The organism is Streptomyces ureilyticus, from assembly GCF_011045025.1.
GTDB classification, from domain to species: domain Bacteria; phylum Actinomycetota; class Actinomycetes; order Streptomycetales; family Streptomycetaceae; genus Streptomyces; species Streptomyces ureilyticus.
In genome coordinates, this window is sequence record NZ_JAAKZX010000062.1 from 1 (window position 1) to 25,098 (window position 25,098).

Consider the following 25,098-nt stretch of genomic DNA (forward strand, 5'->3'; position numbering starts at 1 on the left):
TGTCGTGGGGGAGTCGATCGCCGCCGCCGCTCAACCTCCGCGCGTCTGGCTGCAGATGAGTACGGCCACCATCTACGCCCACCGCTTCGACGCACCCCATGACGAGGCGACCGGCGTGTTCGGCGGCCTCAACGACCGCACCCAGGAAGGACCTTTATGTCCGGCATCTCACGTCTCGGCATCGTCGGCTGCGGCCTCATGGGCTCCGGCATCGCCGAGGTCGCCGCACTGCGCGGCCTCGATGTGACCGTGGCCGAATCGACTCCCGAGCTGGCCGCCGCCGGCCGCGGCCGCGTCACCGCCTCCCTCGATCGCGGCCTGCGGCGCGGGAAGCTCACCGAGACCGACCACGACCAGGCCCTGGCCCGGCTCTCCTTCACCCACGACGTGGACGAACTGGCCGACCGGCAGTTCGTCGTCGAGGCCATCGCCGAGAACCGGGAGGTGAAACTTGAGGTCTTCCGTCAGCTGGACAAGGTGGTCACCGACCCTGAGGCCGTCCTCGCCACCAACACCTCCTCGATCCCCGTCGTCGACCTCGCCGTGGCCACCGGCCGGGCCTCCCATGTCGTGGGCCTCCACTTCTTCAATCCCGTACCGGTACAGAAGCTGGTCGAGGTGATCCCCGCGCTCACGACCGGCGCCGACACCCTGGCCCGCGCCCGCGGCTTCGTCGGCGAGCAGCTCGGCAGGACGGTGGTCCAGGCGCCCGACCGCTCGGGCTTCGTGGTCAACGCGCTGCTGGTGCCGTACCTGCTCTCCGCGGTCCGCATGGTCGAGTCCGGAACGGCTCGCGCGGAGGACATCGACAGCGGCATGGAACTCGGCTGCGCCCACCCGATGGGTCCGCTGCGGCTGCTCGACCTGATCGGCCTGGACACGGCTCAGGCTGTCGCCGACTCGATGTACGAGGAGTTCAAGGAGCCGCTGTACGCCGCTCCCCCGCTGCTGCGGCGCATGGTCGCCGCGGGCCACCTGGGTCGCAAGAGCGGCCGCGGCTTCTACGTCTACGGCGCCTGACCGCGTCTCCTCTCATGTGACCGCTTCCTCTCATGCCGGTGAGTCGGCCGCCGGACATCCGGCGGCCGACTCCCTCATACGGTGCGGTCGTACGGGCGTGGCCACGCCGTACGGGCGTGCGGGCGTAGCCGCGGCCTGCGGTCGCACGGGCTGGCCACGCCCTGCGGTTGTGCGGGCGTGGGCATGTCGGCGGTCAGTCGCCGCAGCCCAGTTGGTCCGCCCAGCGCTCCGCCATCATCATGACCGTGGTGTTGGTCGGCGCGGCCGGGATGTCCGGCATGGTGGAGGCGTCGACGACGTACAGTGCGTCGACCCCGTGCACCTTGCCGGCCTGGTCGACCACCGCGGCCGGGGTGCCCTCCCCGCCCATCGCACAGGTGCCCACCGCGTGGCAGTAGGTGTTCTTGCCCTGGAGGACGGCTCGTGCGAGGTCGGCGTCCGTGGTCGCCCCGGGCCCGGGCCACGTCTCGGCACGGACGTACTTCTCCAGTGGTCCCGAGCCCATGATGTCCCGGATCTGCCGGATGCCGGCCACCATGCGCCGCAGGTCGTCGGGGTGGTCGAACAGACCCAACCGGATCCTCGGGTCGGCCTCAGGAGCGCGTGAGGTGATCTCCACGCTGCCCAACGAGTACGGGCGGACCACGGCGAGAGGCACCAGCATCACCCCGGGCTCCATGGTGAACGGCAGCGCGTGCAGGTCGACTTCGCCCTGTCCGGTTGCCCCTGCCGAGGAGAACGCCAGGGCGGTCTGCAACGGCGGCATGAGTTCACCGACCGCCTCCTCGTCCACGGCGTAGGTGAGGTAGACCATGGGGTGGTCACGGAGGTTGCTGCCGACGCCTTCCAGGCACTGGACCGTGGGGATGGACAGCCTGTCGAGCAGCCGCCGCGGGCCGATGCCCGAGCGCATCAGGATCGCCGGGCTGCCGATGGCTCCGGCGGACAGGACGACCAGGTCGGCTTCGAGAACGGTGCCGTCAGCGAGGATCACCGCTCGGGCCGTCCCGTCCTCGGTGAACTCCACCCGGTCAACGGTCTGTTCGCCTAACACGGTCAGGTTCTCTCGGTGGCGGGCCGGGCCGATGTAGGCGATGGCCGAGCTCTGCCGGATGCCGTTCTTGCGGTTGAAGGGGATCGGGCCCGCGCCACGCCTGCGGACGCCGTTGATGTCCTCGTGGACGGGGTGGCCGGCCTGCGCGCAGGCCTCCAGGAACGCGGACATGACCGGGCGCAGCCCGTTGCCTTCGGTGAAGCGCTCGATGTGTACGGGTCCACCGGTGCCGTGCAGTTCTCCGCCGACCGGATCGTCCTCCAGCTTCTTCAGATACGGCAGGACGTGGTCCCAGGACCAGCGGTCATTGCCCAGTCCGGTCCAGCGGGCGAAGTCCTCGGGCGTGGGCCGCAGGGCGTTGGAGCCGTTGACGGACGAGGAGCCGCCGATGACCTTGCCGCGCAGAACGGGCAGGATGCCCTGCTCGACGATCCCGAACATCGGAATGCTGTCGGCATCGGCAACGTGGTCGGCCGACTCATAGCCCCAGTCGTGGGTGGTGAACCCGAACCGGTTGGCGTCGAGCAGCTCGGGGGCGGTCTCCTCCGGGGTGCGGTAGTCGGGGCCGGCCTCGACGAGCGTGACGGTGTTCGCGGGGTCCTCGCTGAGCCGGGCGGCCAGGACACCACCGGCGGAACCTCCGCCGCACACCACTATGCGACGCGCCATGCTTACCTCTTTCTCTTCTTTGAGACCAAGGATTGAACGAAGGGGACGTACGGGACGTGAGACGTGGAGACACAGGAGATGTACGAGATCCAGGACGTGACCGAGACCGAGGAATCGACAGGCGGGCGTCGCGGCTCAGTCGGTCAGCGGCGCGCCCGACAGGGCGATCGCCTTGGGCTCGAGGTAGTCGTCGAGGCCTTCGTGGCCGTTCTCGCGGCCGATGCCGGACTTCTTGCTGCCGCCGAACGGGGCATTGATGTCGAGGGTGTAGCTGTTGATGCTGAAGGTTCCGGTGCGCACGCGGCGAGCGATTCGCAGGGCGGCTTCCTCGTCCTGGGTCCAGACGGTTCCGGAGAGCCCGTACGGGGAGTCGTTGGCCAGCTCGACGGCATGGTCGGGGCCGTCGTGCGGGATGGCGACGACGACCGGGCCGAAGATCTCCTCCTGCGCGATCCGCATGTCGTTGGTGACGTCGGTGAACAGGGTGGGTTCCAGGTACCAGCCGGTGGCCAGGCCCGCAGGGCGGCCGCCGCCGCAGGCGACGGTGGCGCCTTCCTTCCGACCGAGGGCGATGTACTCCTCGACACGCGCCCGGTGCGCTTCGGTGATCATCGGTCCGATCACGGTCGCGGGGTCGGCCGGGTCACCGATGGGCAGGGAGCTCATGTGACGGGCCAAGGCGTCGGTGAACTCTGCGTAGCGAGAGCGCGGCAGCAGGATGCGGGTCTGAGCGGTGCAGATCTCGCCCTGCATGAAGGCGGCGCCGCAGCCCACGAGAGCCGGGACGACGGCGTCGATGTCGGCGTCGTCCAGCACGATCGCCGCCGATTTGCCGCCCAGTTCCAAGGTCACACGGCGGATGTCACGGCCACAGGCCTCGGCGATACGGGAGCCGACGGCGGTGCTTCCCGTGAAGCTGACCTTGTCCACACCCGGGTGGGCGACCACGTACTCGCTCTCCACGGCATCGGCGGCGAACACGCTGATGACGCCCTCGGGAACGGCCGATTCGGCCACGGCCTCGGCGAAGACATGGCAGGCGAGGGGGTCCTGCACCGGCACCTTGACGATGACCGTGCAGCCGGCCATGAGGGCGGCGGCGATCTTCTGGGCGGTCAGCGGGAGCGGGCCGTTCCAGGCGGGAATGGCCACGACGACGCCGACGGGTTCGCGGACGACCAAGGTGCGGGTCGGTCCGTTGACCCGCTCCTCCTCGAAGACGTATCCCTCGGCCAACTCCGCGTAGAAGCGAAAGTAGTTGGAGGGGGCGATGGCGAAGTACCCCTCGGCGAAGCCGCGCGGGCAGCCGGTCTCGGCCATGGCCAGACCGGCGAGTTCGGCCGCGCGCGTGTCGAGGCGGTCTGCCAGGTCGCGCAGGGCCGCGGCGCGCTGTTGAACGCTCCACCTCGGCCAGGGGCCGGCGTCGAACGCCTGCCGGGCCGCGGCCACGGCGGCGTCGATGTCCGCCGTCGAGGCCAGGGGGACGTGGCCGATGACCTCCTCGGTGCTGGGTGAGACGACCTGCGCGACGCGGTCGGTGGAGGGGGCCGTGAGCCGGCCTCCGATGAGGATGCGGTCGTATTGGTGTGCCATGCGGGGAATGCCTCTCTGGGGGAAGCGCGGAAGTACCGCGGAGGAGAAGGTGTGCTCGGCTCGGACGGCACGCAAGGGCACAGGCATCGCCCGGAGCTCATGCGGTGCGGTCAGAAGTGCGGGACATCAGTCGACCGGCCCCGAGGGATGACGTCCGCCTCCGGTGAACGACGTTCGGACTCCGGCAGCCGACGTCCGGACTCCAACACGCGAAGTCCGGCCTCCCGCGGCCAACGTCCGGGCTCAAACATGCGACGTCCGGCCTCCCGCGATCGCCGACCGGTCTCCGTCGCCGGCTCACTCTCGGGTGCGCCCCCACGAGGCCGCGGCCGTCGACGCCGTTGATGCCATCGAGGCGGTCGATGTCATCGAGGCGCATCACGCCGGCCTGGCCGACAGCGCGGGCGCGGACCTCGGGCGAGAGCGCCACCGGCCGCCGGGCCCCCTGACGGATCGCCGCCCACGCGCGGATCGTCACAGCGGCCTCGCGGCGACGGCCTCCGCCGCCGCGCGCCCTTCCGCGACGGCGTGCGCGACACGGCGCGGCACGACGCAATCGCCGATCGCGCGAACGGTCTGGTGGGCGGCAGGGGCGAAGTCGGGACGGCGGGGCCGGCGTTCGCCGACGGTGATCAGGACGTCGACGGCGAGCTGCGTCTCCTGACCGTCCAGGACATGGCGCAGGCGCACACCGTCGGTGGTCGTCGAGGTCACGGTGCTCATCGCGACGACGCGCAGGGGCGCACCGGTGAGCCGGTTCATCAACTGGGTGCGGTTCTCCGGCGACAGGCCCGTCGCGAAACCGGTGCCGGGGGTGATGACGGTGACCTCGCGGGCGCCGGCCGCCAGCGCGCTCTCCACGGCGCTGATGCCCTGCCACCACCCGAAGCCGTCGTCGAGGACGGCGACACCGGACGCTTCCGGTACGACGTCCGGGTACCGGCTCAGGAAGTCCATACTGGTGAGTGTCAGAAGCTCGCCCGGCACGTGGACGGACTCTTCCGCCGCGCCGGTGGCGAGCACGATCTGGGCGTACGCCGCCAGGTCGTCCGGCGCCGGGGAGGTGCCCAGCCGCACCCGCACGCCGAGGTCGGCGAGCTGATCGCGCTGGTAATCGACGAACTTCTGCCAGCCGGAGCGGTGCGGGGCGAGGGAGGCGAGGCGTGCCTGGCCGCCGGCTCGACGAGCCGTGTCGAAGAGCGTCACCTCGGCGCCGGAACGGGCGAGCGCCATCGCGCACTCCATGCCGGCGGGGCCCGCTCCGAGCACGGCGACAGGGCCGCCGCGGGCACCCCGCCGGGTCAGCAGCAGCGGGACGGCCGGGCGGGCGGCTGCTCCCGGCGGGCCGAGTTCGGGGTTCACCGAGCACGATCCGGTGGGCTCGAAGGTACGGCAGCCCTCGTTGCAGCCCGTGCAGGGGCGTACGGATCGCTCGTCGCCCGCGATGACCTTGCGGGCGAAGTCGGGGTCGGCCATGAACGGCCGGGCCATCCCGACCAGATCGGCCCCCGAGTCCAGCGCCCGCTCGATGTCCGCGACCGACCGGAAGCCCTGACTGACCAGGAGCGGCACCGCGACTGCCGAGCGGATACGGGCCACGGACTCCAGCAGCGGCGGGCGGGTGGTGGCCATGCCGGGAACGTAGGTGTTGCGGACGCCGGTGGTGACGTTGACGTACGCGAAGGGCGCGGCGGCGCACAGGCGGGGCAGCAGCTCGATCAGGTCCTCCAGGCCGAGTCCGGAGTCCTCGCCGGGCTCCACCGACACCCGTAAGCCGATGGGGAGTTGACCGATCTCGGTACGGATGGCGTCGATCACCTGGGCCGGCAGGGCGATGCGGTCGCCATACTCGTCGTCCCGGGTGTTGTTGACCCTGGAGAGAAACTGGGCGAGCAGATAGCCGTGGCCGGCGTGCAGTTCCACGCCGTGAAAACCGGCCTGCACACTGTTCGCCGCGGAAATACGGAAGGCGTCGACGACACCACGTACCTCTTCGGTGCTCAGCGGGTGCGGCGTGGTCGCCTCGCGGGGTGAGCGGACGGCCGCGGCCGAGACCGGCGCGTAGAACGTGCCGGCGCCCAGGGTCTCCCGGCCGAGGTGGACGAGCTGCGCGACGGCCACGGCGCCCCCGTCGGTGATGGCCTCTGCGCGACGGCGTACCGCGTCTTTGATCTCGGGGCGCCACGCTTCGGTCAGGTAGCGCTGCGGCAGCGTCGACTCGGGGGCCACGGCGGTGCCTCCGGTGATCACCATGCCGGCGCCGCCCTCGGCCAGCCGCCGCCAGTAGGCCGCGTCGGTCTCGGTGGGGGCGCCGTCGGTGACGGCGGCGGTGGCGTGTGCGGTGGCGACAAGGCGGTTGCGGAGGGTGAGACCGCAGAGCGTGAACGGTGCGGCCAGGGATGGTGCGGCGAGGGCGCGTGGGGTGCGTGGCGTCATGCGGCTCTCTTCGTCTGTGCTCTTCGCCGGTCTTCGTCTGTCCTCTTCGCTGGTCTTCGTCTGTCCTCTTCGCTGGTCGCTGTCTGTCCCCCTCGCCGGTCTCCGTCTGTCCTCTTCGCCGGTATGTGTTCATCCTCTTCGCCTGGTCAGGCGGCCGACCGGGTGGCGAGACCGATGAGTTCGGCGAGCCGGACCCGGTGCCGGTCCGTCGTGCCGAAGAGGACCTCGCCGCTGCGTGCGCGGCGCACGTACAAATGTGCCGGGTGCTCCCAGGTGAAGCCGATTCCGCCGTGCAGTTGTACGTATTCGGCCGTCGCCAGGCGAAAGGTCTTGGAACAGACCACGGCGGCCGCGCAGGCGGCCACCGGCAGCTGCGGCGAGGCGGCGGCGGAGCAGGCAGTCGCGTACGCGGACGCCGAGCGGGCCGCCTCCAGCGCGACCAGCATGTCGGCCAGCCGGTGCTTGACGGCCTGGAAGGAACCGATGGGCCGCCCGAACTGGTGGCGCTGCGCGGCGAATTCGACCGTGGCGTCCAACGCGTGCCCGCTGCCGCCGACCTGTTCGGCCGCCAGCGCGGCCCGCCCGGTGTCGAGCGTCGCCGAGACGGTGGCTTCGGTGCCCTCCGCCGTACCCACGGTGGTGGCAGGGGCCCCTCGGAACTCCACCAGCGCCTGACGGCGCGTCTCGTCCAGGACACGTCGCGGAGTCCGATGGCAGGAGTCCGGTGCGGGCTCACAGGCGAACAGCCGCGGCCCGGCGGGAGTTTGAGCTCGTACCAGGATCAGGTCCGCGCCGGCCCCGTCGAGTACGAAGTCCGCCCGGCCGCGCAGCACCCAGCCCGAGCCTCCCTGCTCGGCGGTGACGTCGATGCTGTCGGGGTCGTCGGCGTCGAACCCGGCCACCGTCGCCGTGAGTGTGCCGTCGGCGATCCGCGGCAGATAGTGCTCGCATGCCGCGCGGTCGCCGCTGTGCAGCAGGGCGGGGACGGCGAGGGCCACCGTGGGCAGCAGCGGCGCGCAGTACAGGGCGCGCCCTGATTCCTCCAGGGCCACGGCCAGTTCGGCGAACGTGAAACCCGCGCCGCCGTACTCCTCGGGAACGGCCAGCCCGTGGACGCCGATCTCGCCCGCGAGCCGCGTCCAGAGCACTTGGTCGTATCCGCGCGGAGTGGCCAGATGCTTGCGGACGTCCTCGGGGCCGCTCACCTCGGTGTAGAAGTCCCGCAGAACGGTGCGCAGTTGCCGTTGTTCTTCGGTTTCGGACAGAAGCTGGGGGTCGATCTCGGGGTGGCGACGGTGCATAGGGTCCCCCTCGTGCTCGTGTGCCGGAGAGTTGAGAGCCGAGAACTCAGAGCCGTAAAAAACAGATCTACAAACTGAACTCAATTCGAGAACCTAGGCATAGACCTGCGCGACAGGCAAGACCCGTGCACGAGTTGATTGGGGCGCCCTCGGCTCCGGCAAGGCCGAGCGGACCGGACCCCATTCAGGCGGTGAACCGGCCGCCGTTGGCGAGCAGCACCGCGCCGACCAGGTTCGCCGCGGCATCGCTCGCGAGGAAGAGAGCGATGTCGGCGATCTCCTCGGGCGTCGCATACGGACGCACCCGCGGGTCGGCGAAACCGGAGCGCAGCGCCTCGGGCGTGCGCGCCGCCATCCCCGTCTCCGTCGGCCCCGGAGCCACCACGTTCACGCGGATCCCGGACGCGATGACCTCCTTGGCCACGGCCTGAGCCAGTGCGTGCACACCCGCTTTGGAGGCGGCGTAGTGGGGATAGCCGACGGGGGTGTCGAAGGCCGACGACGAGCCGATCACCACGATTGCCCCGGCTCCCAAGGGCCGCATGACCCGCACCGCCGCGCGCAGCATGTGGAACGTACCGTCCAGGTTCACCCGCATGACGCGCTGCCAGGACGCGTCGTCGAGGGAATCGGTCAGCTCGACCGGCCGCCCCTCGACCAGCGCGTCCGCGATGCGCTGCTTGGCCTCGGGGTCGTCGACCCCGGCCGCGTGCACCAGGACATCGAGTCGTCCGTGCCGCTGCAGTACGCCCTGGACGGCGGCGTCCACGCCCACCGCATCCGCCACGTCGCATGCGACCGCCTCAGCGGCGGGCGATTCCTTGGCGACGGCCGCGGCACCCTCGCCGTTCACGTCGGCCAGTACGACGGCCTGCGCCCCTTCCGCCGCCAACTGCCGGGCGACCGCCGCACCCATGCCGGAGCCGGCGCCCGTCACCATCGCGACCTTGCCCGCGAACCTCTCTGCCTGGACATCCCTGCGCGTCAAGCCAATCCCTCCTTCGCTGCCTTCCCCGATCTATTGAACTGACTTCACCTCTGTTACCGTGACGGCCGCGGGCTGACAAGACCTGGGACGGTGAAGATGCGGGCACTGCGGCTGACGGCGTGGGGCGAACCCCCGACACAGACCGAGGTCGAGCAACCCGTGCCCCACGGCGCCGAGGTGCTGGTACGCGTCGAGGCCGCCGGGCTGTGCCACTCCGACCTGCACGTCATCGACGCGGCTCCGGGAGCACTCCCCTACCGGCTGCCCTTCACTCTCGGCCACGAGGTCGCCGGGCGGGCCTTGGCCCTTGGGCCCGACGCCGACGGGGTGGCCGTCGGTGACCGCGTGGTGCTGTACGGACCGTGGGGTTGCGGCGCCTGCGACCGTTGCGCCGCCGGCCGGGACAACTACTGCGACCGGCGCGACACTCTCGACTGGCACGGCGCGGGACTGGGCCGGGACGGCGGAATGGCCGAGTGCGTACTCGTCCCGTCCGCCCGCCATCTGGTGCCGATCGGCGACTTGCCGGCCGATCAGGCGGCTCCGCTCTCCGACGCGGGCCTGACGTCCTATCACGCCGTGGCCGGTCTCCGGCACGCGCTCGAAGAGGGCACCACCACCGTCGTGATCGGGGTCGGCGGGCTGGGTCACCTGGCTGTGCAGATCCTTCGGGCGACCACCCCGAGCCGCGTACTGGCGGTCGACGTCCGGGAGGAGGCGCTGGCTCTCGCGGACCGCTCCGGCGCGGACTTCGGCACCCTGATGCAGGCGGACACCGCGGTTGTCCTGCGGAAGCGGAGTGGTGGCACGGGAGCGGACGCCGTGCTCGACTTCGTCGGCACCACGCAGACGCTGGAACTCGCCGCCGGCGTCCTGCGTCCGGGGGGTGAAGTCGCCGTCGTCGGCAGCGGAGGCGGCCGGCTGACGGTTTCCAAGCCGGGCGTTCTCCCGCCGGGCTTCAGGCTCTCACTCCCCTTCTGGGGAACCCGCTCCGAGCTCGCCGAGGTCGTCGCGCTGGCCCAGTCGGGGGCGATCCACGTCGAGACGGAGCAGTTCCCGCTGTCCGCCGCACCGGAGGCAATCGGCCGGCTTCGCCGGGGCCGGGTGCGGGGGCGGGCCGTGCTGGTCCCCGACTGACCACGCAGCGCACGTCAGGAAAGGGGTTGAATGCGCATGCCGGACCACCAGACGGTCGACCTGCTCGTCATCGGGGCGGGAATGGCCGGGCTGACCGCGGGCGCGCGAGCCGTACGCAACGGGTTGTCCGTCGTGGTCGTCGAGATCGGCGATGACGTCGGGGGGTCCGCGCGCTACGCCGGTTACGCCTGGACCGCCCCGAGCCACGAGGAGATGGAGCGGCACAACCCGGGCGGAGACGCCTCGCTCAAGCGCGCCCTCGTGGACCGCTTCCAGGACGGCATCAACTGGATTCGGAGTACGGGCGTCGAGGCCAAGGACGCTCAGCACATCCTCAGCTTCGGCCAGGGGCACCAGTTCGACACCCATCACTACGTCGGCACCTGCCGCCGCATCATCGTCGAGGCGGGTGGCGAGCTGCTGCTGACCACCGACACCGAGCGGCTCCTCGTGGCGAACCGTGCCGTGGCCGGAGCGGAACTCGTCACGAGCGACGGCACGCGACGGCAGGTGCGCGCCACCTCGACACTCCTGGCCACGGGAGGCTTCCAGGGGGACGTGGACCTCCGCAACAAACTCGTCCACCCCCACGCCGACCGCCTGGAACTGCGCTCCAACCCCCACAGCCGCGGGGCCGGCTACCGCCTGGCGACCGCCGCCGGGGCATCGACCGGGCTGCCCGGGGCCGGCTTCTACGGACATCTGATCCCGAGCGGCATCCCGTTCGCGGACCCGTCGGACTTCGTCGACCTGTCGCTGTACTACAGCGAGCACGCCCTGCTGTTCAACCTGCTGGGCGAGCGGTTCACCGACGAGACGCTGGGCGATCACCTGACGACGATGGCACTGATGGAACAGCCCGAGAACCGCGGGCTCCTCATCACCGACGCCCGCGTGTTCCGCGACTGGGTGGTGGGCTCGTACGTAGAAGGGGCGGTCGCCGTCGACAAGTTCGCGCTAGCCGCGAAGCGGGGCGGTCGGGTCGGTTTCGCCGAGGACCTCGACGAGCTCGACTGCCTTCCGGAGGAGTGGGGATACGACGGGCCGGCCGTTCGCGCGGCCGTCGAGCGGTTCAACGCCCAGGCGGCAGCGGGGGAGGAACCGGTGCCGGGCCGCCGGCTCGACCGCCTGCCGCTCGACGAACCGCCCTACTACGTCATCGAGACGGTGCCGGCCATCACCTTCCCGTTCCACGGGATCCGTATCGACGACCAGGCACGCGTTCTGGGAGAGGGCGGCGAGCCCGTGGCAGGGCTCCTCGCAGCCGGTTCGGACACCGGAGGCCTGTCGTACCGGGCCTACGCCGGCGGCATCGCGTCAGCCCTCGTGTTCGGCCTCACGGCGGCCGGCACCGCGACGCTGCGCGCCGCCTCGCATGGGCAGGAGAGCCGCGGCTGACATGGACGACCAGATGCACACCCTGACCGAGTCGGGTCAACCGCCCTGGGAAAACACGGCAATGACCGGCCGTGAGATCTGGCCGGTCGCCTATCCACGCGGCGAGGTCCGCGCGTCGGACTTTCGCGTCGTCGAGGTCGAGGTGCGGCAACCACGGCCGGGCGAGGTGCTGGTCCGGAACACATGGACATCCGTCGACGCCGCCCTCCGACTGCGGCTGAGGGAGACGGCGCCGCCGGGATACTTCCCGGCCTTCCCCCTCGAAGAGCCGATGGACGGGATCATGACCGTCGGGGAAGTCGTCGAGTCCCGCGCCGACGGGTTCGCCCCCGGCGACACGGTGTGGCACGCCTCCGGCTGGCGCGACTACGCCCTCGTCGAGGCGGGGAAGCAGGCCCTCGGCGGCGTCGGCACGCTCACGAAGCTCGACGTAGACGTTGCCCCTCCCCAGGCGCACCTCGGCGCGCTCGGCGCCAATGGACTCACCGCCTACGCCGGCCTCTTCCACGCCGCGGACCTGCGCGACGGCGACGTCGTCTGGGTCTCCGCCGCGGCCGGCGCGGTCGGCAGCCTCGCCGCACAGATGGCGAAGATCCGCGGGCACCGCGTCATCGGCAGCGCCGGTTCCGACGAGAAGGTGCGCTACCTCCTGGAGGAACTCGGCCTGGACGCCGCGTTCAACTACAAGCGCGGCCCTCTCCCCGACCTCTTGCGTGAAGCGGCCCCGGACGGCATAGACGTGTACTTCGACAACGTCGGCGGCGACCATCTCGAGGCCGCCCTGGGGGCGCTGCGGAGGTCGGGCCGCGTCGCGATCTGCGGCATGATCTCGGAGTATGCGGCCAAGGAGCCGCCGCACGGCCCCGCAAACCTCATGCTGGCGGTGACGAAGGGCCTGACGATTCGCGGCTTCCGGGCCAGCGGCCACACCCGCTTACTGTCCGAGATGAGACGGCAAGTGGGCGCATGGGTCCGCGAAGGCCGCCTCCACTGCCGCGAAACGATCGTCGACGGGCTGCCGCAGGCGCCGTTGGCACTGGCGGGACTACTGCGAGGCGACAACACCGGCAAGACGCTTGTGCGGATCGATGGCGGCACGCATCGTGAGAACACCGTCGACTGAGGCCTGCCCGTGGGGCGCCCGGCATACCGAGCCCAGCACCCTGCCGCCTGCCAAACTGAACTGAAGTAAGCGCAATAGCTGCCACCATGGGGCGGCCCGGCCGAACACCCCAGTCACCCCCGCCCAACCCCGCGCGCTGACCGGTCAACGCCCACCCGCTCCTGCGGCAACCGATGCCATGCAAGCCGCGGCACGCGACTCCTTCGAACCTTCCACCAATCCTTCGTCGCGCGGCTGCGCACACTATTGCCTAACCGAGTTCAGTTTGGTAACTTCCACGCAATCTTGGCCATCCGGCCACCGTTCAGCGCAAAGTCCGCTCGGTTCTGCGCCGGTTCGGCCGGGGGCCGGTTCACCTAAGGGAGCCGAGAATGAGATCAGATCCGCGACGGCGCGGGGCTTTGCTCATCGTGCTGTCGATCACCACACTGCTGGTCGCCGCGTGCGGCGGCGGCACCGCCAACAACGCCGAGTCCAAGGTCGTGCCCGCCTCGGCGGGCATCGACGAGCTGGTCGCCGCAGCGAAGAAAGAAGGACAGCTCACTGTCTACTCGGCCCAGGATCTGACCGCCCTCAACAACCTCGCAAAGGCCTTCGAGGCCAAATACCCGGGCATCGACGTCAAGACCGTCCGGGGCGTCGACGGTGACCTCGGGGTGAAGGTCGAGACGGAGTTCAACACCGGCAAGGGCATCGCCGACATGTACGTCAGCGCGAGCCTGTCCTGGGTGAAGCCGCAGGCCGAGGCCAAGCGGTTCCTGGCGCCGACCGGCCCCGAACTCACCGGCAAGGGCGACTACGACGCCAAGCAGTACGTCCACGACGGCAACTACTTCGAGACCAACTCCGCCGTGCTCACGTTCGGCTGGAACACCAAGCTCCACTCCCAAGGGCTGACCGACTACCCGGACCTGCTCGACCCGTCCCTCGCGGGCGGAAAGATCGGCGTCATCGAGCCGACCGCTCCCTCGATCGTCGACTTCTACCTGTGGTTGGAGGAGACGTACGGCGCCGACTTCGTGAAGAAGCTGGCCGCCCAGAAGCCCCGCATCTACCCCAGCGCCCTGCCCATGGGTGAGGCGCTGCAGTCCGGCGAGATAGCCGTCGGAAGCTTCGTGGCGCCGATCACGCTCGACCCCGCCAAGAAGAAGGGGGCGCCCGTCGACTACCGGATCGCGCCGGACGGCGCGTGGGGAGCCCGCTACTACGGCATGGTCCTGGAGAGCGCCCCGCACCCCAACGCCGGCCAGTTGTTCGCCAACTTCATGGTGACCGCCGAGGGGCAGGAGCTGATCACGCCGTCCGCCGGATCGGTGCTACCCAAGGTTCCCGGCACAGTGATCACCAACGACAAGGTACGGGTGCAGGATCCGGCCAAGCTCACGCCGGAGGCCGTGGCCGCGTACCAGAAGAAGTGGAAGTCCCTCTTCCAGTAGGGGCGGTGGGTGCGTCGGCCGGTGCCGGTGCACAGCAGTGTGGGCACCCATACCAACGGTGCCCACTCACTCGATCTTTGGATGTGAGGAGTCCCCCGTGTCCCACGTGCGCATCGAGGGTCTGACGAAAAGGTTCGCCGGCAAGCCGCCGGCTGTCGCGGTGGACGACTTGTCGCTGGAGATCGAACCGGGCGAATTCATCGTTCTGCTTGGCCCGAGCGGCTGCGGAAAAACCACGACTCTGCGCTGTCTGGCCGGTCTGGAGACGCCCGACGAGGGAGCTATCTCGCTGGGCGACCAGACAGTGCTGGATGTACGAGGGAAGGTCAACCTCCCTCCGAACAAGCGCCGGATCGGGATGGTGTTCCAGTCGTACGCGCTGTGGCCGCACATGACAGTGCGCCGCAACATCGGATATCCCCTGAGAACCAGACGGGTGCCTCGTGAGCAGGCGCGCACCCGGATCGAGGAGGCGGCGGAGCTCGTCGACTGCGCCGCCCTGCTCGACCGCTATCCGGCGCAGCTCAGCGGCGGCCAGCAGCAGCGGGTCGCCCTGGCCCGCGGTCTGGCCGCCCAACCCGACCTGGTGCTCTTCGACGAGCCGCTGAGCAACCTCGACGCCCGGCTGCGCGACCAGGTACGCGCGCAGCTACACGAGTTGCATGCACGGCTTGGCTTCACCGCCGTGTTCGTCACCCACGACCAGAGCGAGGCGCTGGCACTCGGCGACCGTCTGGCGATCATGAAGGCGGGGCGGATCGAGCAACTGGACACGCCGGAGCGGGTCTTCGAGGAACCGGCCACCGAGTACGTCGCCGGCTTCATCGGGATGTCGAACCGGCTCCCGCTCCGGCGGCAGGGCGAGGGATGGGCTCTCGCCGGCCAGCCGGGCGCCGACGGCTCAGCGGGCCAGGCGGTGGCCGGCGAACTCCCTGTGCCCCGCTCGCACAGCGAGGTAGCCGCCCGGCTGCGCCCCGAAGACCTTCAGCTCTGTCCGGCCGAGGAGAAACCACCGGCCCACGGCCTCGCCCTCCCGGCGGAGATCGTCGACGCCCAGTTCGGCGGCCGTCACATGGACGTGGTCGTCACCATCGCGGGCAGCCGCCTGCACGCGCGGGCGCCGCTGACCGGCAAACCCTGGGCCCGGAGTCTGTCGCGCGGGCAGCAGGTGACCGCGTGGTTCGCCAGGGACGCGGCCATCTACTACGACGCCGACGGGGTGCGGACAGCCGGGCACGCCCCCGCCGCGGCAGTGGGGGCGTGACGTCGTGGCCGCACCCGCCGTACCCGCTCCCTCCTTTACGACGACACCGCCGCCCCAAGTGCCGCAGCTCCCGACGGCGTTGACCCGTGCGCGGCGCCATCTGCCACGGCTGGGGGCGCTCGCCTTCCTGGGCGTCATCGGCTACCTGGTGATCGCTCCGCTGGTGGGCCTGCAACGGCTGGCCTTCGAGGACGACGCCCGTGGCTACAGCGCCGCCTTCGACAGCCCGGACATGGCCGAGACGCTGCGTACGACGGCCGGTATGGCGCTGGGTTCGCTGGTCATCGCGCTCGTCCTGGGCACGTTCCTTGCCTGGGCGGCGACCCGCCTGCCACCCCGCCTGCGGCTGTTGCGCGTCCTGCCCGTGCTGCCCATCGTGGTGCCGGCCGTGGCCGCGGTGACCGGCTGGGCGTTCCTGTTCTCGCCGCGCCCCGGCTACCTCAACGCGGCGCTGCGCAACCTGCCCTGGTGGAACCATCTCGACGAGGGCCCCGTCGACATCTACACCCTGCCGTGGATCGTCCTCATCACCGGCTTCGGCCTGACCGCCTTCGTCTACCTCTTCGTCAGCGCCGGCTTCGGCAACATCAACGCGGAGTTGATCGAGGCGGCACAGGTCAGCGGATCGTCACCGGCCGGTGTGTTCTTCCGGGTGACACTGCCGCTGCTGCGCCCGGTCCTGGTGTACGGGGGCTTCGTTGCTCTGCTCCTCGGACTCGGCCAGTTCACGGGACCACTGCTGCTCGGCAGGAACAACGGCGTCAACGTGCTCACCACGGACATGTACGTCGCCGTGTCGCAGAGCCCGGTCGACTACGGCAGGGCCGCCGCGATCGGCTCACCCCTGCTGCTCTTCGGCATCGCCGTCGTGCTCTTCCAGAAGGTGATCCTCGGCGACCACAGCCGCTTCGTCACACACGGCGGCAAGGCGTTCCGGTCCGGCGGACGGCCGTCGTGGGTGGCGGTCACCGGCATCCTCCTCTACGGCCTGGTGGCGCTGGCGCTGCCGCTGGGCGCACTCATCGTCGTATCGCTCTCCGCCTTCTGGAGCGGCAGGATCCAACCGAGCGGGTTCACGCTCGACAACTTCAGGCGCGTGTTCCAGGAGTCGGGGATCACCGACGCGATCGCCAACAGCCTCGTCACCTCGGTCATCTCCGTCGCCATCGCGCTGCCGCTGGGCTTCATCGCCGCCTCACTGCTACTCAAGGGGCGCCGGTTCCGCATCATCCGGGCCGCGGTCGACTTCATCGTGGCGATGCCCCTCGGAATCCCCGCAGTGGTCTTCGGCGCCGGCTTCCTGCTGACGTACAGCCGCGAGCCGTTCATCCTGTACGGCACCCGAACGGTGATCGTCCTCGTCTACGTGACCCTGATGCTGCCCTTCGCCACCAGGATGCAGCTGTCCGGAATGGTGGCACTCGGCGACACGTACCTGGAGGCCTCGCGTACCAGCGGCGCGGGCGCGCTGCGGACCAACACCGAGATCGTGCTGCCGCTGCTGCGCCCGACACTCGCGGGTGCCGGAGCCCTGATGTTCGTGCTGCTCACCCATGAGTTCACGGCGTCGCTGCTGGTACGGGCACCCACGACGCAGGTCATGGGCACCATCCTGTTCGACTACTGGGCCAACGGTTCCTATCCGCTGGTAGCCGCGATCGCGCTCGTCATGACGCTGGTGACATCCGTGGGCGTCTTCATCGCCATGTCCGTCGCGGGCTCCGACATCTTCGAGAAGCTGTGAGGAGGGGCAGGGATATGGGCATGGGCTCGCTCGACGGCAAGACGGTCCTCGTGACGGGCGCGGGCCAGGGCATCGGACAGTCGATCGCCGTGGAGATGGCGCGCCAGGGTGCGGCGGCGGTCGCGGTCGCCGACCGGAACGAGGCAACCGCGGCCGAGACGGCCGACCTCGTACGCGCCGCCGGGGCCGAGGCGGAGGCAATCGTCTGCGACCTGCGCGACCGCGACCACATCGAGGCGATGGTGGCCCGCACGGCGGAACGGTTCGGCGGGCTCGACGTCCTCGTCAACAACGCCGGCGTGATCGAGGCCGCGCTCGTGGACCGGCCGGAGGACCGCGCGGTCGACACGCTCCCCGAAGAGGTCTGGGACGCGGTCTACGAAGTCAACCTCAAGGCCGTCTGGCTCACGACGAAGTTCGCCGCGCCCCACCTGCGGCGCTCCACCCGCGGCCCGGCGATCGTCAACACGGCCTCGGTGTCCGGGCTCACCGGTTTCCCCCTGGCCCCGGCGTACGGCACCACCAAAGCGGGTGTCATCCACCTCACCAAGGTCACCGCCGTCGACCTGGCGCCGGTGCGCTGCAACTGCTTCTGCCCCGGCGTCATCGAGACGCCCTTGGCGCGGGACTTCTTCGAGGCGGCCGACGACCGCGACGCCATGGAGCGGGAGTTGACCGCGCCGCAGCTCGTGCGGCGGCTCGGGCGGCCGGAGGAGGTGGCGAAGCTGGCCTGCTTTCTGGCCTCCGACGACGCGGCGTTCATCACCGGCACCTCGTACGTCATCGACGGCGGGGCGCTCGCGTGGCGTGGGGTCAGGGAGTGACCTCGTACACCACCAAGTACAGGATCGAGAGGGGCCGTATGGCCATCGAGTTCGACATCGACCGGGACGTCTCCGACATCGCGCGGCGGACCGCCGACTTCGTCCGGGACACCGTTCTGCCTGCAGAGGAGGACTGCCACGGGGACGTACACGCGGGCCCCGAACCCCTGCGGCGCGGCCTACAGAAGGCGGCCCGCGCAGCGGGGGTGTTCGCTCCCCATGTCCCGCAGCGGTGGGGAGGGCTCGGTCTGGATCTGCGCGGTCAGGCGGTAGTCTTCGAGGCCGCCGGATACTCGCTGCTGGGCCCTCTGGCCCTCAACTGCGCGGCGCCCGACGAGGGCAACATGCATCTGCTCGAAGCGGTCGCCACCGAGGAACAGAAAGCTCATTTTCTCGCTCCCCTGGCGGCCGGTGAGACGCGGTCGTGCTTCGCGATGACCGAGCCCTCCCCCGGCGCCGGCTCCGACCCGCGGGCGCTGGCCACCACGGCGGTCCGCATCCCGGGCGGATGGCGGATCAACGGCCGCAAGTGGTTCATCAGCGGGGCGGACGGGGCGGCGTTCGCCATCTGTATGGCGCGCACCAGCGGTGAGCCCGGTGATCCGGGCGGGGCGACGATGTTTCTGGTCGGCGCCGACAACCCGGGCATGAAAATGGTCAGGAACATCGGCACGCTGGACCGGGGCCTGTTCGCCGGTCACAGCGAACTCGCCTTCGACGACTGCGAGGTGACCGACGACGCGGTGCTCGGCGAGGCCGACAAGGGATTCGAGTACGCACAGGTGCGTCTCGGGCCCGCCCGGCTGACGCACTGCATGCGGTGGCTGGGGGTGGCCCGCCGGGCGCAGGACATCGCCCTGGACCGGGCGGCCACGCGTACGGCCTTCGGCGGTCCACTGGCCGAACTCGGAATGGTGCAGCAGCAGTTGGCCGACTCGGAGATCGACATCGAGACGAGCCGGGCGGTGCTCTGGCGTGCCTGCTGGGAACTCGACCAGGGCAGGCCCGGCGCCCAGCACACCTCCATCGCGAAGACCTTCGTGTCCGAGGCCGTGGGCCGGGTCGTGGACCGCGCGGTCCAGGTCTGCGGAGCGCTCGGCATCTCGGAGGACACGCCGCTGGCCGCCCTCTACCGGGAGGTCCGGCCGTTCCGCGTCTATGACGGGCCGTCGGAGACCCACCGCTGGGCCATCGCCAAGCGCGCGGTCCGCGCCGCACGGGAGCGAGGGGGGGTGCGGTGACGGCGACCGGCGACGCCACCGTGGCCGGGGTGGACCTGCCCGCACTGCAGCGCTTCTTGGAGCGCGAGGTCCCGCAGTGCGCCGGCCCTCTGGACGTCCGCCTGCTGCTCGGTGGGCGCTCCAATCTCACGTACCTCGTGACCGACGGCATCCACCGCTGGGTGCTGCGCAGGCCACCGCTGGGCACGCTCACGCCCACCGCGCACGACATGGACCGCGAGTACCGCGTCATGGCCGCGCTCGCCGCCACGGAGGTCCCGGTGCCGCGGACCGTGCTCTCCTGCGCCGACGAGTCCGTGATCGGCGCGCCGTTCACTGTCGTCTCCTTCGTCGACGGTGCCGTGCTGCGGGACGGTGATCAGGCGGCCGGACTGTCCGCCGACGACGCGAGGCGTTGCTCCGAGGCCCTGGTCGACCAATTGGCCGCCCTCCACGCGCTCGACCCGTACGAGATCGGGCTGGGCGGATTCGGGCGTCCAGCCGGATACCTCGAGCGGCAGGTGCGGCGATGGCGCAGCCAGTGGGACCGGGTCGCCACCCGTGAGCTTCCCGAACTGGACGCGCTGCACGGGAAGTTGGAACGCGGACTGGCCTTGGTGCGGGACGACGGTGCCGCTCCGGCGGTCCTGCACGGGGACTACCGGCTGGACAACGTCATCCTGAGCGCCGACGACCCGGGGTGGATCGCCGCGATCGTCGACTGGGAGATGGCCGCGCTGGGCGATCCCCTCGCCGACCTCGGCCTGCTCCTCGTGTACTGGGACCCCGCGTGCGAGCCGGTCCTCGGCGGACGGCACGTCCCGGCGGCCAACCCGGGCTTCCTCTCCGCCGCCGAGTTGGCGGCACGGTACGCGGCGCGATCCGGCCGCGACGTGTCCGCGCTGCCCTTCCACCGGGCCCTCGGCTACTTCAAGCTGGCGGTCATCGCGGAGGGTATCCACGCCCGTCATCTCGCCGGGCGCACCGTCGGCCCGGGCTTCGACCGGGTCGGCTCGGCGGTGCCGGCGCTGCTGCGTTCCGGTCTGTCGGTCGATATGCCACGTATCTGATGTGTCGCGTACCTGAAGGGGTGTGAGCAGTGGTGAGGGAAGACCGGCTGTCGGGAAGGGTGGCGCTGGTCACCGGCGCCACCGGAGGCATCGGCGAAGCGATCGCGCGACGGCTGGCCGCCGAGGGCGCGACCGTCGTGGTCACCGATCTCGACGAGGACCAGTGCGAGAAGCTCGCAGGGGAACTGCCGGGCGGCGCCCTGGGGTTGCGCCTGGACGTCACCGACGAGACGGCCTGGGAAACGGTCGTCGCCCGGGTGACCGACCGTCTGGGAAGCCTGTCGGTGCTGGTCAACAACGCGGGGATCGCCGCGATGGGCACGGTGGAGACCGAGACCAGGGAGACCTGGGACCGGGTGATCGGGGTGACGCAGACCGGGGTGTGGCTCGGTATGAAGCATGGCGGCCCGGCGATCGAGCGCTCCGGCGGCGGCTCCATCGTCAACATCGCCTCGATCTTCGGTACCGTCGGCGGCTTCGGCGCCCAGTTCTCGTACCACGCGGCCAAGGGCGCCGTACGGCTGATGACCAAGAACGCGGCGCTGCACTGGGGCGGGCGCGGTGTACGGGTCAACTCGCTGCACCCCGGTTTTATCGAGACGCCCCTGTCGCGGGAGCTGTGGCAGGGCACGCCACGGCTCACCGCGATGATTGAGGGCACCCCGCTCGGGCGGCTGGGCACGACCGAGGAGGTGGCGGGCGCCGTGGCGTTCCTCGCCTCGGACGACGCGGGCTTCATGACCGGCTCGGAGCTGTACGTCGACGGAGGCTGGACCGCACGCTGAACCGCTGAAGCGGCCAGCCTCACACATCCTTGCGGACGGTGAGCAGGGCACCGATTCCGATCAGGCAGACCAGCATGACGAAGAACGCCGGGGAGAGCAGGTTCCCGGTCCGCTGGACCAGGAAGGTCGCGATGTACGGAGCCGTACCGCCCGCGAGGACGGTGCCGATGTTGTACCCGATCGCCATCCCGGTGTAGCGGACCCGGCGTTCGAACAGATGCGGCCACAGACTGGCCGCCGGAACCTGCACGAACGCGCTGCTCAACATGAAGAGCAGGTAGGCCAGCCCGGCCAGGGCCAGACTGCCCCGGCCCATGAGCATCATCGCGGGGTAGGCGGTCACGAGGAATCCCAGCATCCCGAACAGCAGGACGCGACGGGAGCCGAATCGGCTGGCGAGCCATCCGGCCGGGACCATGAGCAGCACGGTGACGAGCACGACGCCCGCACTCAGCCAGAGCACCTGCGTGGAGTCGTACCCCAGGTCGTTGGTGAGATAGATGCCGATGTACGTCAGGCCGAGGAAGATGGCGCCGCCCTGCGCCATGGACAGGCCGATGGACTGCAGCAGCGCCGCACGGTGGGTGGACAGGACCTCCCGGATCGGAGCCGCGGGAATGTCCGCGCGCCGTGCGGCCTCCTCGAACTCCGGGGTGTCCTCGATCCGCAGCCGCGCCCACAGGCAGAACAGCGTGAGCGGCACGGCCATCAGGAAGGGCAGCCGCCAGCCCCAGTCGGCCATCTGGTCCTTGGTGGCGAGCGCGGAGATCACCCCGGCCGTGGCAGCGGCGAACATGAACCCGAGGTTGGACCCGATGGGTGTGACGGCACCCAGGAAGGCCCTCCGCTGCGGTGGTGCCGATTCGTAGATGTAGGTGTAGGCGCCGACCGACTCCCCGCCCGTGGAGATGCCCTGCACCAGCCGGGTGAGGAGGAGCAGCACAGCGGCGGCCACACCGATCTGACTGTAGGTCGGCAGCAGTCCGGTGATGCTGCTGGCCACTCCCATGCACAGCACCGAGGAGACCAGCGCCTTGCGGCGCCCCCATCGGTCGCCCAGCCACCCGAAGAACACGCCACCGACCGGCCGCACCACGAGCCCGGTGGCGAACACCGCGAGCGCCGCCAGGAGCGAGGCCGCCGGATCGTCGCTCGGGAAGAACTGCGGAGCGATCACTACGGCGAGATAGCCATAGACACTGAAGTCGTAGTATTCGATCAGGGTGCCCAGGCTCCCGGCGAGCATCGCGCGGCGCACCGTACGCGGTTCGTACGCCGCTGACTCCTCCCCTGATTTGGCGGGCTGCTGAGTGGCACTCATCCTCCGGCTCTCCTTCCCATGGCACGGTCCGGTGCCGTGCCATCGCCGGGGACGCTACAGAACTGAACTCAGTACAGCTAGCCTTCGCGCACGGGTTTTCTCGGGAAGCGGGGACGGAAAGCCGGGGCAGAAGCCATACGCATGGGCAGGGATTGCGAGAGGCGTTACCTGGGCAAGCCATTACCTTTGACGGCTCCGAGATGTCGATACGCCGGGCCACGGTCACCACATCGACACAGTACAACCATCAAGAATTTGAATTGGATTCAGTCCTTTCGGTCCGTGCGGAGGTGTCGGCGAACACCCTCAGGAGGATCTTGTTCACCCCGGGAACCTCAACCGCACATGCCGGTTGGTGTCCCACCGAGGGCGCTCCGCAGAAGGAGGGCGGCAGCGTCAGCGGTTTCGAGGCAGTCACCCGCCTTACTGTTCGTAACGGATGGTGACGACTTCACAGGCGAGGTCGCCGACCTCATCACGGGCATGCCGAGCCGACCTCGGCGAGGGCAGTTCACGGACTTCCTCGAGCGCGCGAACGCGAAGACGGCCATACCCGGCCTCGACCTGGCCATCGTCCGCGACATCGTCGACTCGAACCACAAGGCGGCGACCGAGCCGGAAGGCGTCACCTACGCCGAGGTCGACGCGGGCGGCGTACCCGCGCTGTGGGCCATCCCCGAGGGCGCCGACCCCGACAAGGCGCTGCTCCACTTCCACTTCGGCGGATCCGTCGCCGCCTCGATGCACTCGGACCGCAAGGCCGCCGGCCACATCGCCAAGGCGGCCGGAGCCCGCTCCCTCGTCGTGGACTTCCGCCTCGCGCCCGAGCACCCCTACCCCGCCCAGCTCGACGACGCCGAGACGGCCTACCGATGGCTGCTCTCGCAGGGCTACGAGCCGCGCAACATCGGCAGCACCGGCCACTCCATCGGCGGCGCCCTCGCGGTGATGCTGCCGCTGCGCCTGCTCGCGAAGGGCGAGGCCACCCCGGGCGCGATCGTCAGCGTCTCGCCGTGGACCGACCTCACCATCCAGAACCCGTCGGTGGACGCGAACGAAGACAAGGACAAGATGCTCAGCCGGGTAGCCGCCCAGCGACGCTGCGGCCGGCCCGCCTGCTCCTCCCGAAAGGGTGAAGCAGGCATCAACTCACGTACGACCCTCTCAGGACTGCAGCTGGGCGAAGAGCGTCGCCAGGTCGATGAGGCCCCAGTGGTCGGTGAGTTTCCCGTCGGCCGCCTTGAACATGCGGAGCTCCAGCACCTCGATCGATCGGCCGGTGGCGGGAGTGCCGTTGAAGGACCCGGTGTTCGTGCCGGTGAGGATGAAGCTGATCGCGAACCAATCGTCCTCGGCGACGACACGGACCGGCGTGGCGGCGAAGTCGGGGACCGCGTCGAGGAACGACGCCAGCACCGCGCGGGTCTCCTCGAGGCCGGTGGCGGTGCCGTCGGCGGCGTGGTTGCGGAAGTCCGGCGAGTACAGGGCGAACAGGGCGTCGAGGTCACGCAGGTTGACGAGCTTGACGTACTCGTCGGCAAGCCGGTGCAGGTCGGCGGTGGACGTTCGGGGCTCGACGTTCGAGGAAGACATGCGTTTTCTCCAATGCGGCTGGACGGAGCGGCTCCGCCCCGGTCATGGACAGCGTGGAATCGGGCCGAACAGGCGGGTTGGACGATCAGGCTCTGGCACGCGTTTTGGCCTGCGTGAATGCGACCGCCCCTTCCGGGCCCGGGACCCGTCGAGGATTTTGAATTATGACCGTATGACAATAAGCAGGAGCCAAGCCCGCGGACAAGGTCCTGGCCAGGCTTGGAATTATGACCGTACTCACATGGGTGGCGGAGGAGCAGGCCTGACGCCGAAGCGGGGAGACTCCGCTACCGACCGCTGCACACAGCTGTCCGCGCACAATTCCGCCGACAGCCGCCCGGTCGCGAAGGCGGGCCTGCCCGGGCGGTGCATGGTGATCGGCCAGACCAGGTCGGGTCCGGTCCGGTCCGGTCCGATCCGCAGTGACGGTGTCCCCAGCGACGCCAGAGGCGAAAGCCCTGTCCTGACGCCGCCGCGCCAGGGCTCCGTACGGGCCTCACCTGCTCCCGGGCAGCACCTCGGACTCGGTCACGGCAACCCGGTCCGCCGCCGCTTCGGCGGCATGGTGCTGTGCCAGCCGGATGTGCCGCAGGCCGAACCAGACGACCAGCGCTATCAGCGCTATCAGCGCTATCAGCGCTATCAGCGCGCAGGCTGCCCCGGCGAGGACGAACCTGAGGGCGAACTGCGATTCGGCAGGCAGTGCCGGGAACCGGCGGGGAGGTGTCCGACGCTCTCGGAGTCCGGCACGGCGGTGATCACCGCGCCGCCGATGGCGCTGTCGGCGGAACGGGAGATGGAACCGGCCGGTGGGCGAACATCCGCATGCCGACCAGCGGTTCCGGCACCTTCCGCTCGACCAGCACCCATACGGCTCCCATGGCAGCGGCACCGGCGAAGCAGCCGATCGTACTCAGTGAGGCCCAGCCCCACTCACGCCCCTGGGTGATCGGCAGCAGAAGCAGCACGAGAGTCGCGGCAGCGCACGGAACGCGCGGCTCCCCGCGTTCGGCCAGGGCGAATTGATGCGTACGCGCGGCGGTACGGCCGTCAGCCGCGGCCTCGGCCGGGAGCGCTGCCCGGCGCGAGCCGTGAAGTGCCCGTCGCGGTTCAGGGCGCAGG

At 70.2% G+C, this 25,098-nt stretch carries 19 protein-coding genes and 2 pseudogenes; 13 read left to right on the forward strand and 8 right to left on the reverse strand.

Translation table 11 applies throughout. The features are described 5' to 3' along the window. Both G6048_RS20495 and G6048_RS20500 read left to right on the forward strand, forming a co-directional pair. Nucleotides 1–127: pseudogene (locus tag G6048_RS20495) on the forward strand (epimerase); the annotation flags it as partial. A 29-nt stretch (nucleotides 128–156) separates the two neighbouring features. Continuing rightward, complete coding sequence (locus G6048_RS20500) at nucleotides 157–1,020, forward strand: 3-hydroxybutyryl-CoA dehydrogenase (protein WP_165341023.1); 864 nt, start codon at nucleotides 157–159, stop codon at nucleotides 1,018–1,020. Nucleotides 1,021–1,213: 193 nt separating this feature from the next. On the opposite strand, the gene G6048_RS20505 is transcribed toward G6048_RS20500, so the two are convergent. From G6048_RS20505 to G6048_RS20525, 5 genes are all read right to left on the reverse strand, one after another. After that, on the reverse strand, nucleotides 1,214–2,743 hold the full coding sequence (locus G6048_RS20505; RefSeq protein ID WP_165341024.1) for a GMC family oxidoreductase: 1,530 nt from the start codon (nucleotides 2,741–2,743) through the stop codon (nucleotides 1,214–1,216). A gap of 135 nt (nucleotides 2,744–2,878) precedes the next feature. Continuing rightward, on the reverse strand, nucleotides 2,879–4,336 hold the full coding sequence (locus G6048_RS20510) for an aldehyde dehydrogenase (RefSeq protein WP_165341025.1): 1,458 nt from the start codon (nucleotides 4,334–4,336) through the stop codon (nucleotides 2,879–2,881). A 474-nt stretch (nucleotides 4,337–4,810) separates the two neighbouring features. Beyond that, nucleotides 4,811–6,772 carry an oxidoreductase gene (locus tag G6048_RS20515; RefSeq protein WP_165341026.1) on the reverse strand — a complete coding sequence of 654 codons (1,962 nt, stop codon included), beginning with the start codon at nucleotides 6,770–6,772 and terminating at the stop codon, nucleotides 4,811–4,813. A 146-nt stretch (nucleotides 6,773–6,918) separates the two neighbouring features. Next, entirely contained in the window at nucleotides 6,919–8,073 is a 1,155-nt protein-coding gene (locus G6048_RS20520; protein WP_165341027.1) for an acyl-CoA dehydrogenase family protein, read from the reverse strand. Between the two features lie 184 nt (nucleotides 8,074–8,257). Then, on the reverse strand, nucleotides 8,258–9,061 hold the full coding sequence (locus G6048_RS20525) for an SDR family NAD(P)-dependent oxidoreductase (RefSeq protein WP_235990101.1): 804 nt from the start codon (nucleotides 9,059–9,061) through the stop codon (nucleotides 8,258–8,260). Nucleotides 9,062–9,157: 96 nt separating this feature from the next. On the opposite strand from G6048_RS20525, the gene G6048_RS20530 reads away from it, so the two are divergent. From G6048_RS20530 to G6048_RS20575, 10 genes are all read left to right on the forward strand, one after another. Continuing rightward, on the forward strand, nucleotides 9,158–10,198 hold the full coding sequence (locus G6048_RS20530) for an NAD(P)-dependent alcohol dehydrogenase (RefSeq protein WP_165341028.1): 1,041 nt from the start codon (nucleotides 9,158–9,160) through the stop codon (nucleotides 10,196–10,198). 36 nt (nucleotides 10,199–10,234) lie between these two features. Beyond that, nucleotides 10,235–11,596 carry an FAD-dependent oxidoreductase gene (locus tag G6048_RS20535; RefSeq protein WP_165341029.1) on the forward strand — a complete coding sequence of 454 codons (1,362 nt, stop codon included), beginning with the start codon at nucleotides 10,235–10,237 and terminating at the stop codon, nucleotides 11,594–11,596. Nucleotides 11,597–11,657: 61 nt separating this feature from the next. Then, entirely contained in the window at nucleotides 11,658–12,719 is a 1,062-nt protein-coding gene (locus G6048_RS20540) for an NADP-dependent oxidoreductase (RefSeq protein WP_165341053.1), read from the forward strand. Between the two features lie 371 nt (nucleotides 12,720–13,090). Continuing rightward, nucleotides 13,091–14,155 carry an ABC transporter substrate-binding protein gene (locus G6048_RS20545; protein ID WP_165341030.1) on the forward strand — a complete coding sequence of 355 codons (1,065 nt, stop codon included), beginning with the start codon at nucleotides 13,091–13,093 and terminating at the stop codon, nucleotides 14,153–14,155. A 97-nt stretch (nucleotides 14,156–14,252) separates the two neighbouring features. After that, complete coding sequence (locus G6048_RS20550; RefSeq protein WP_165341031.1) at nucleotides 14,253–15,419, forward strand: ABC transporter ATP-binding protein; 1,167 nt, start codon at nucleotides 14,253–14,255, stop codon at nucleotides 15,417–15,419. A gap of 58 nt (nucleotides 15,420–15,477) precedes the next feature. Then, nucleotides 15,478–17,163, forward strand: coding sequence for an ABC transporter permease (locus G6048_RS20555; protein WP_165341032.1), 1,686 nt, complete (start codon nucleotides 15,478–15,480; stop codon nucleotides 17,161–17,163). A gap of 20 nt (nucleotides 17,164–17,183) precedes the next feature. Further along, the gene (locus G6048_RS20560; RefSeq protein WP_165341033.1) at nucleotides 17,184–17,987 is read left to right on the forward strand and encodes an SDR family NAD(P)-dependent oxidoreductase; all 804 of its coding nucleotides are present in this window, start codon (nucleotides 17,184–17,186) and stop codon (nucleotides 17,985–17,987) included. Between the two features lie 38 nt (nucleotides 17,988–18,025). Next, nucleotides 18,026–19,228, forward strand: coding sequence for an acyl-CoA dehydrogenase family protein (locus G6048_RS20565; RefSeq protein WP_165341054.1), 1,203 nt, complete (start codon nucleotides 18,026–18,028; stop codon nucleotides 19,226–19,228). Continuing rightward, nucleotides 19,225–20,277 (forward strand): phosphotransferase family protein, encoded by a 1,053-nt coding sequence (locus G6048_RS20570; protein WP_165341034.1) that lies wholly within the window; start codon nucleotides 19,225–19,227, stop codon nucleotides 20,275–20,277. The genes G6048_RS20565 and G6048_RS20570 overlap by 4 nt, the downstream gene beginning before the upstream one ends. Nucleotides 20,278–20,309: 32 nt before the next feature. Then, complete coding sequence (locus G6048_RS20575) at nucleotides 20,310–21,062, forward strand: SDR family NAD(P)-dependent oxidoreductase (RefSeq protein WP_165341055.1); 753 nt, start codon at nucleotides 20,310–20,312, stop codon at nucleotides 21,060–21,062. Nucleotides 21,063–21,081: 19 nt separating this feature from the next. Here the strand turns inward: G6048_RS20575 and G6048_RS20580 are convergent, their stop codons facing one another. Next, nucleotides 21,082–22,383: an MFS transporter gene (locus G6048_RS20580; protein WP_165341035.1), complete on the reverse strand. Its 1,302-nt coding sequence runs from the start codon at nucleotides 22,381–22,383 to the stop codon at nucleotides 21,082–21,084. 483 nt (nucleotides 22,384–22,866) lie between these two features. Between G6048_RS20580 and G6048_RS51865 the strand changes: the two are divergent. Continuing rightward, nucleotides 22,867–23,454: pseudogene (locus G6048_RS51865) on the forward strand (alpha/beta hydrolase); the annotation flags it as partial. Nucleotides 23,455–23,547: 93 nt separating this feature from the next. On the opposite strand, the gene G6048_RS51870 reads toward G6048_RS51865, so the two are convergent. Continuing rightward, a complete protein-coding gene (locus tag G6048_RS51870) occupies nucleotides 23,548–23,976 on the reverse strand; it encodes an ester cyclase (RefSeq protein WP_165341056.1) in 429 nt (142 codons plus the stop codon). Between the two features lie 758 nt (nucleotides 23,977–24,734). Beyond that, nucleotides 24,735–24,944, reverse strand: coding sequence for a hypothetical protein (locus G6048_RS20595; protein ID WP_206341836.1), 210 nt, complete (start codon nucleotides 24,942–24,944; stop codon nucleotides 24,735–24,737). Nucleotides 24,945–25,098 lie beyond the last annotated feature (154 nt).

Excerpts from the sequence above, each read along its gene's own strand:
- G6048_RS51870 (WP_165341056.1), bottom strand. The coding sequence starts at position 23,976 with ATGTCTTCCTCGAACGTCGAGCCCCGAACGTCCACCGCCGACCTGCAC.
- G6048_RS20560 (WP_165341033.1), top strand. The coding sequence starts at position 17,184 with ATGGGCTCGCTCGACGGCAAGACGGTCCTCGTGACGGGCGCGGGCCAG.
- G6048_RS20500 (WP_165341023.1), top strand. The coding sequence starts at position 157 with ATGTCCGGCATCTCACGTCTCGGCATCGTCGGCTGCGGCCTCATGGGC.
- G6048_RS20540 (WP_165341053.1), top strand. The coding sequence starts at position 11,658 with ATGACCGGCCGTGAGATCTGGCCGGTCGCCTATCCACGCGGCGAGGTC.
- G6048_RS20515 (WP_165341026.1), bottom strand. The coding sequence starts at position 6,772 with ATGACGCCACGCACCCCACGCGCCCTCGCCGCACCATCCCTGGCCGCA.
- G6048_RS20505 (WP_165341024.1), bottom strand. The coding sequence starts at position 2,743 with ATGGCGCGTCGCATAGTGGTGTGCGGCGGAGGTTCCGCCGGTGGTGTC.
- G6048_RS20510 (WP_165341025.1), bottom strand. The coding sequence starts at position 4,336 with ATGGCACACCAATACGACCGCATCCTCATCGGAGGCCGGCTCACGGCC.
- G6048_RS20535 (WP_165341029.1), top strand. The coding sequence starts at position 10,235 with ATGCCGGACCACCAGACGGTCGACCTGCTCGTCATCGGGGCGGGAATG.
- G6048_RS20580 (WP_165341035.1), bottom strand. The coding sequence starts at position 22,383 with ATGAGTGCCACTCAGCAGCCCGCCAAATCAGGGGAGGAGTCAGCGGCG.
- G6048_RS20520 (WP_165341027.1), bottom strand. The coding sequence starts at position 8,073 with ATGCACCGTCGCCACCCCGAGATCGACCCCCAGCTTCTGTCCGAAACC.
- G6048_RS20530 (WP_165341028.1), top strand. The coding sequence starts at position 9,158 with ATGCGGGCACTGCGGCTGACGGCGTGGGGCGAACCCCCGACACAGACC.
- G6048_RS20545 (WP_165341030.1), top strand. The coding sequence starts at position 13,091 with ATGAGATCAGATCCGCGACGGCGCGGGGCTTTGCTCATCGTGCTGTCG.
- G6048_RS20565 (WP_165341054.1), top strand. The coding sequence starts at position 18,026 with ATGGCCATCGAGTTCGACATCGACCGGGACGTCTCCGACATCGCGCGG.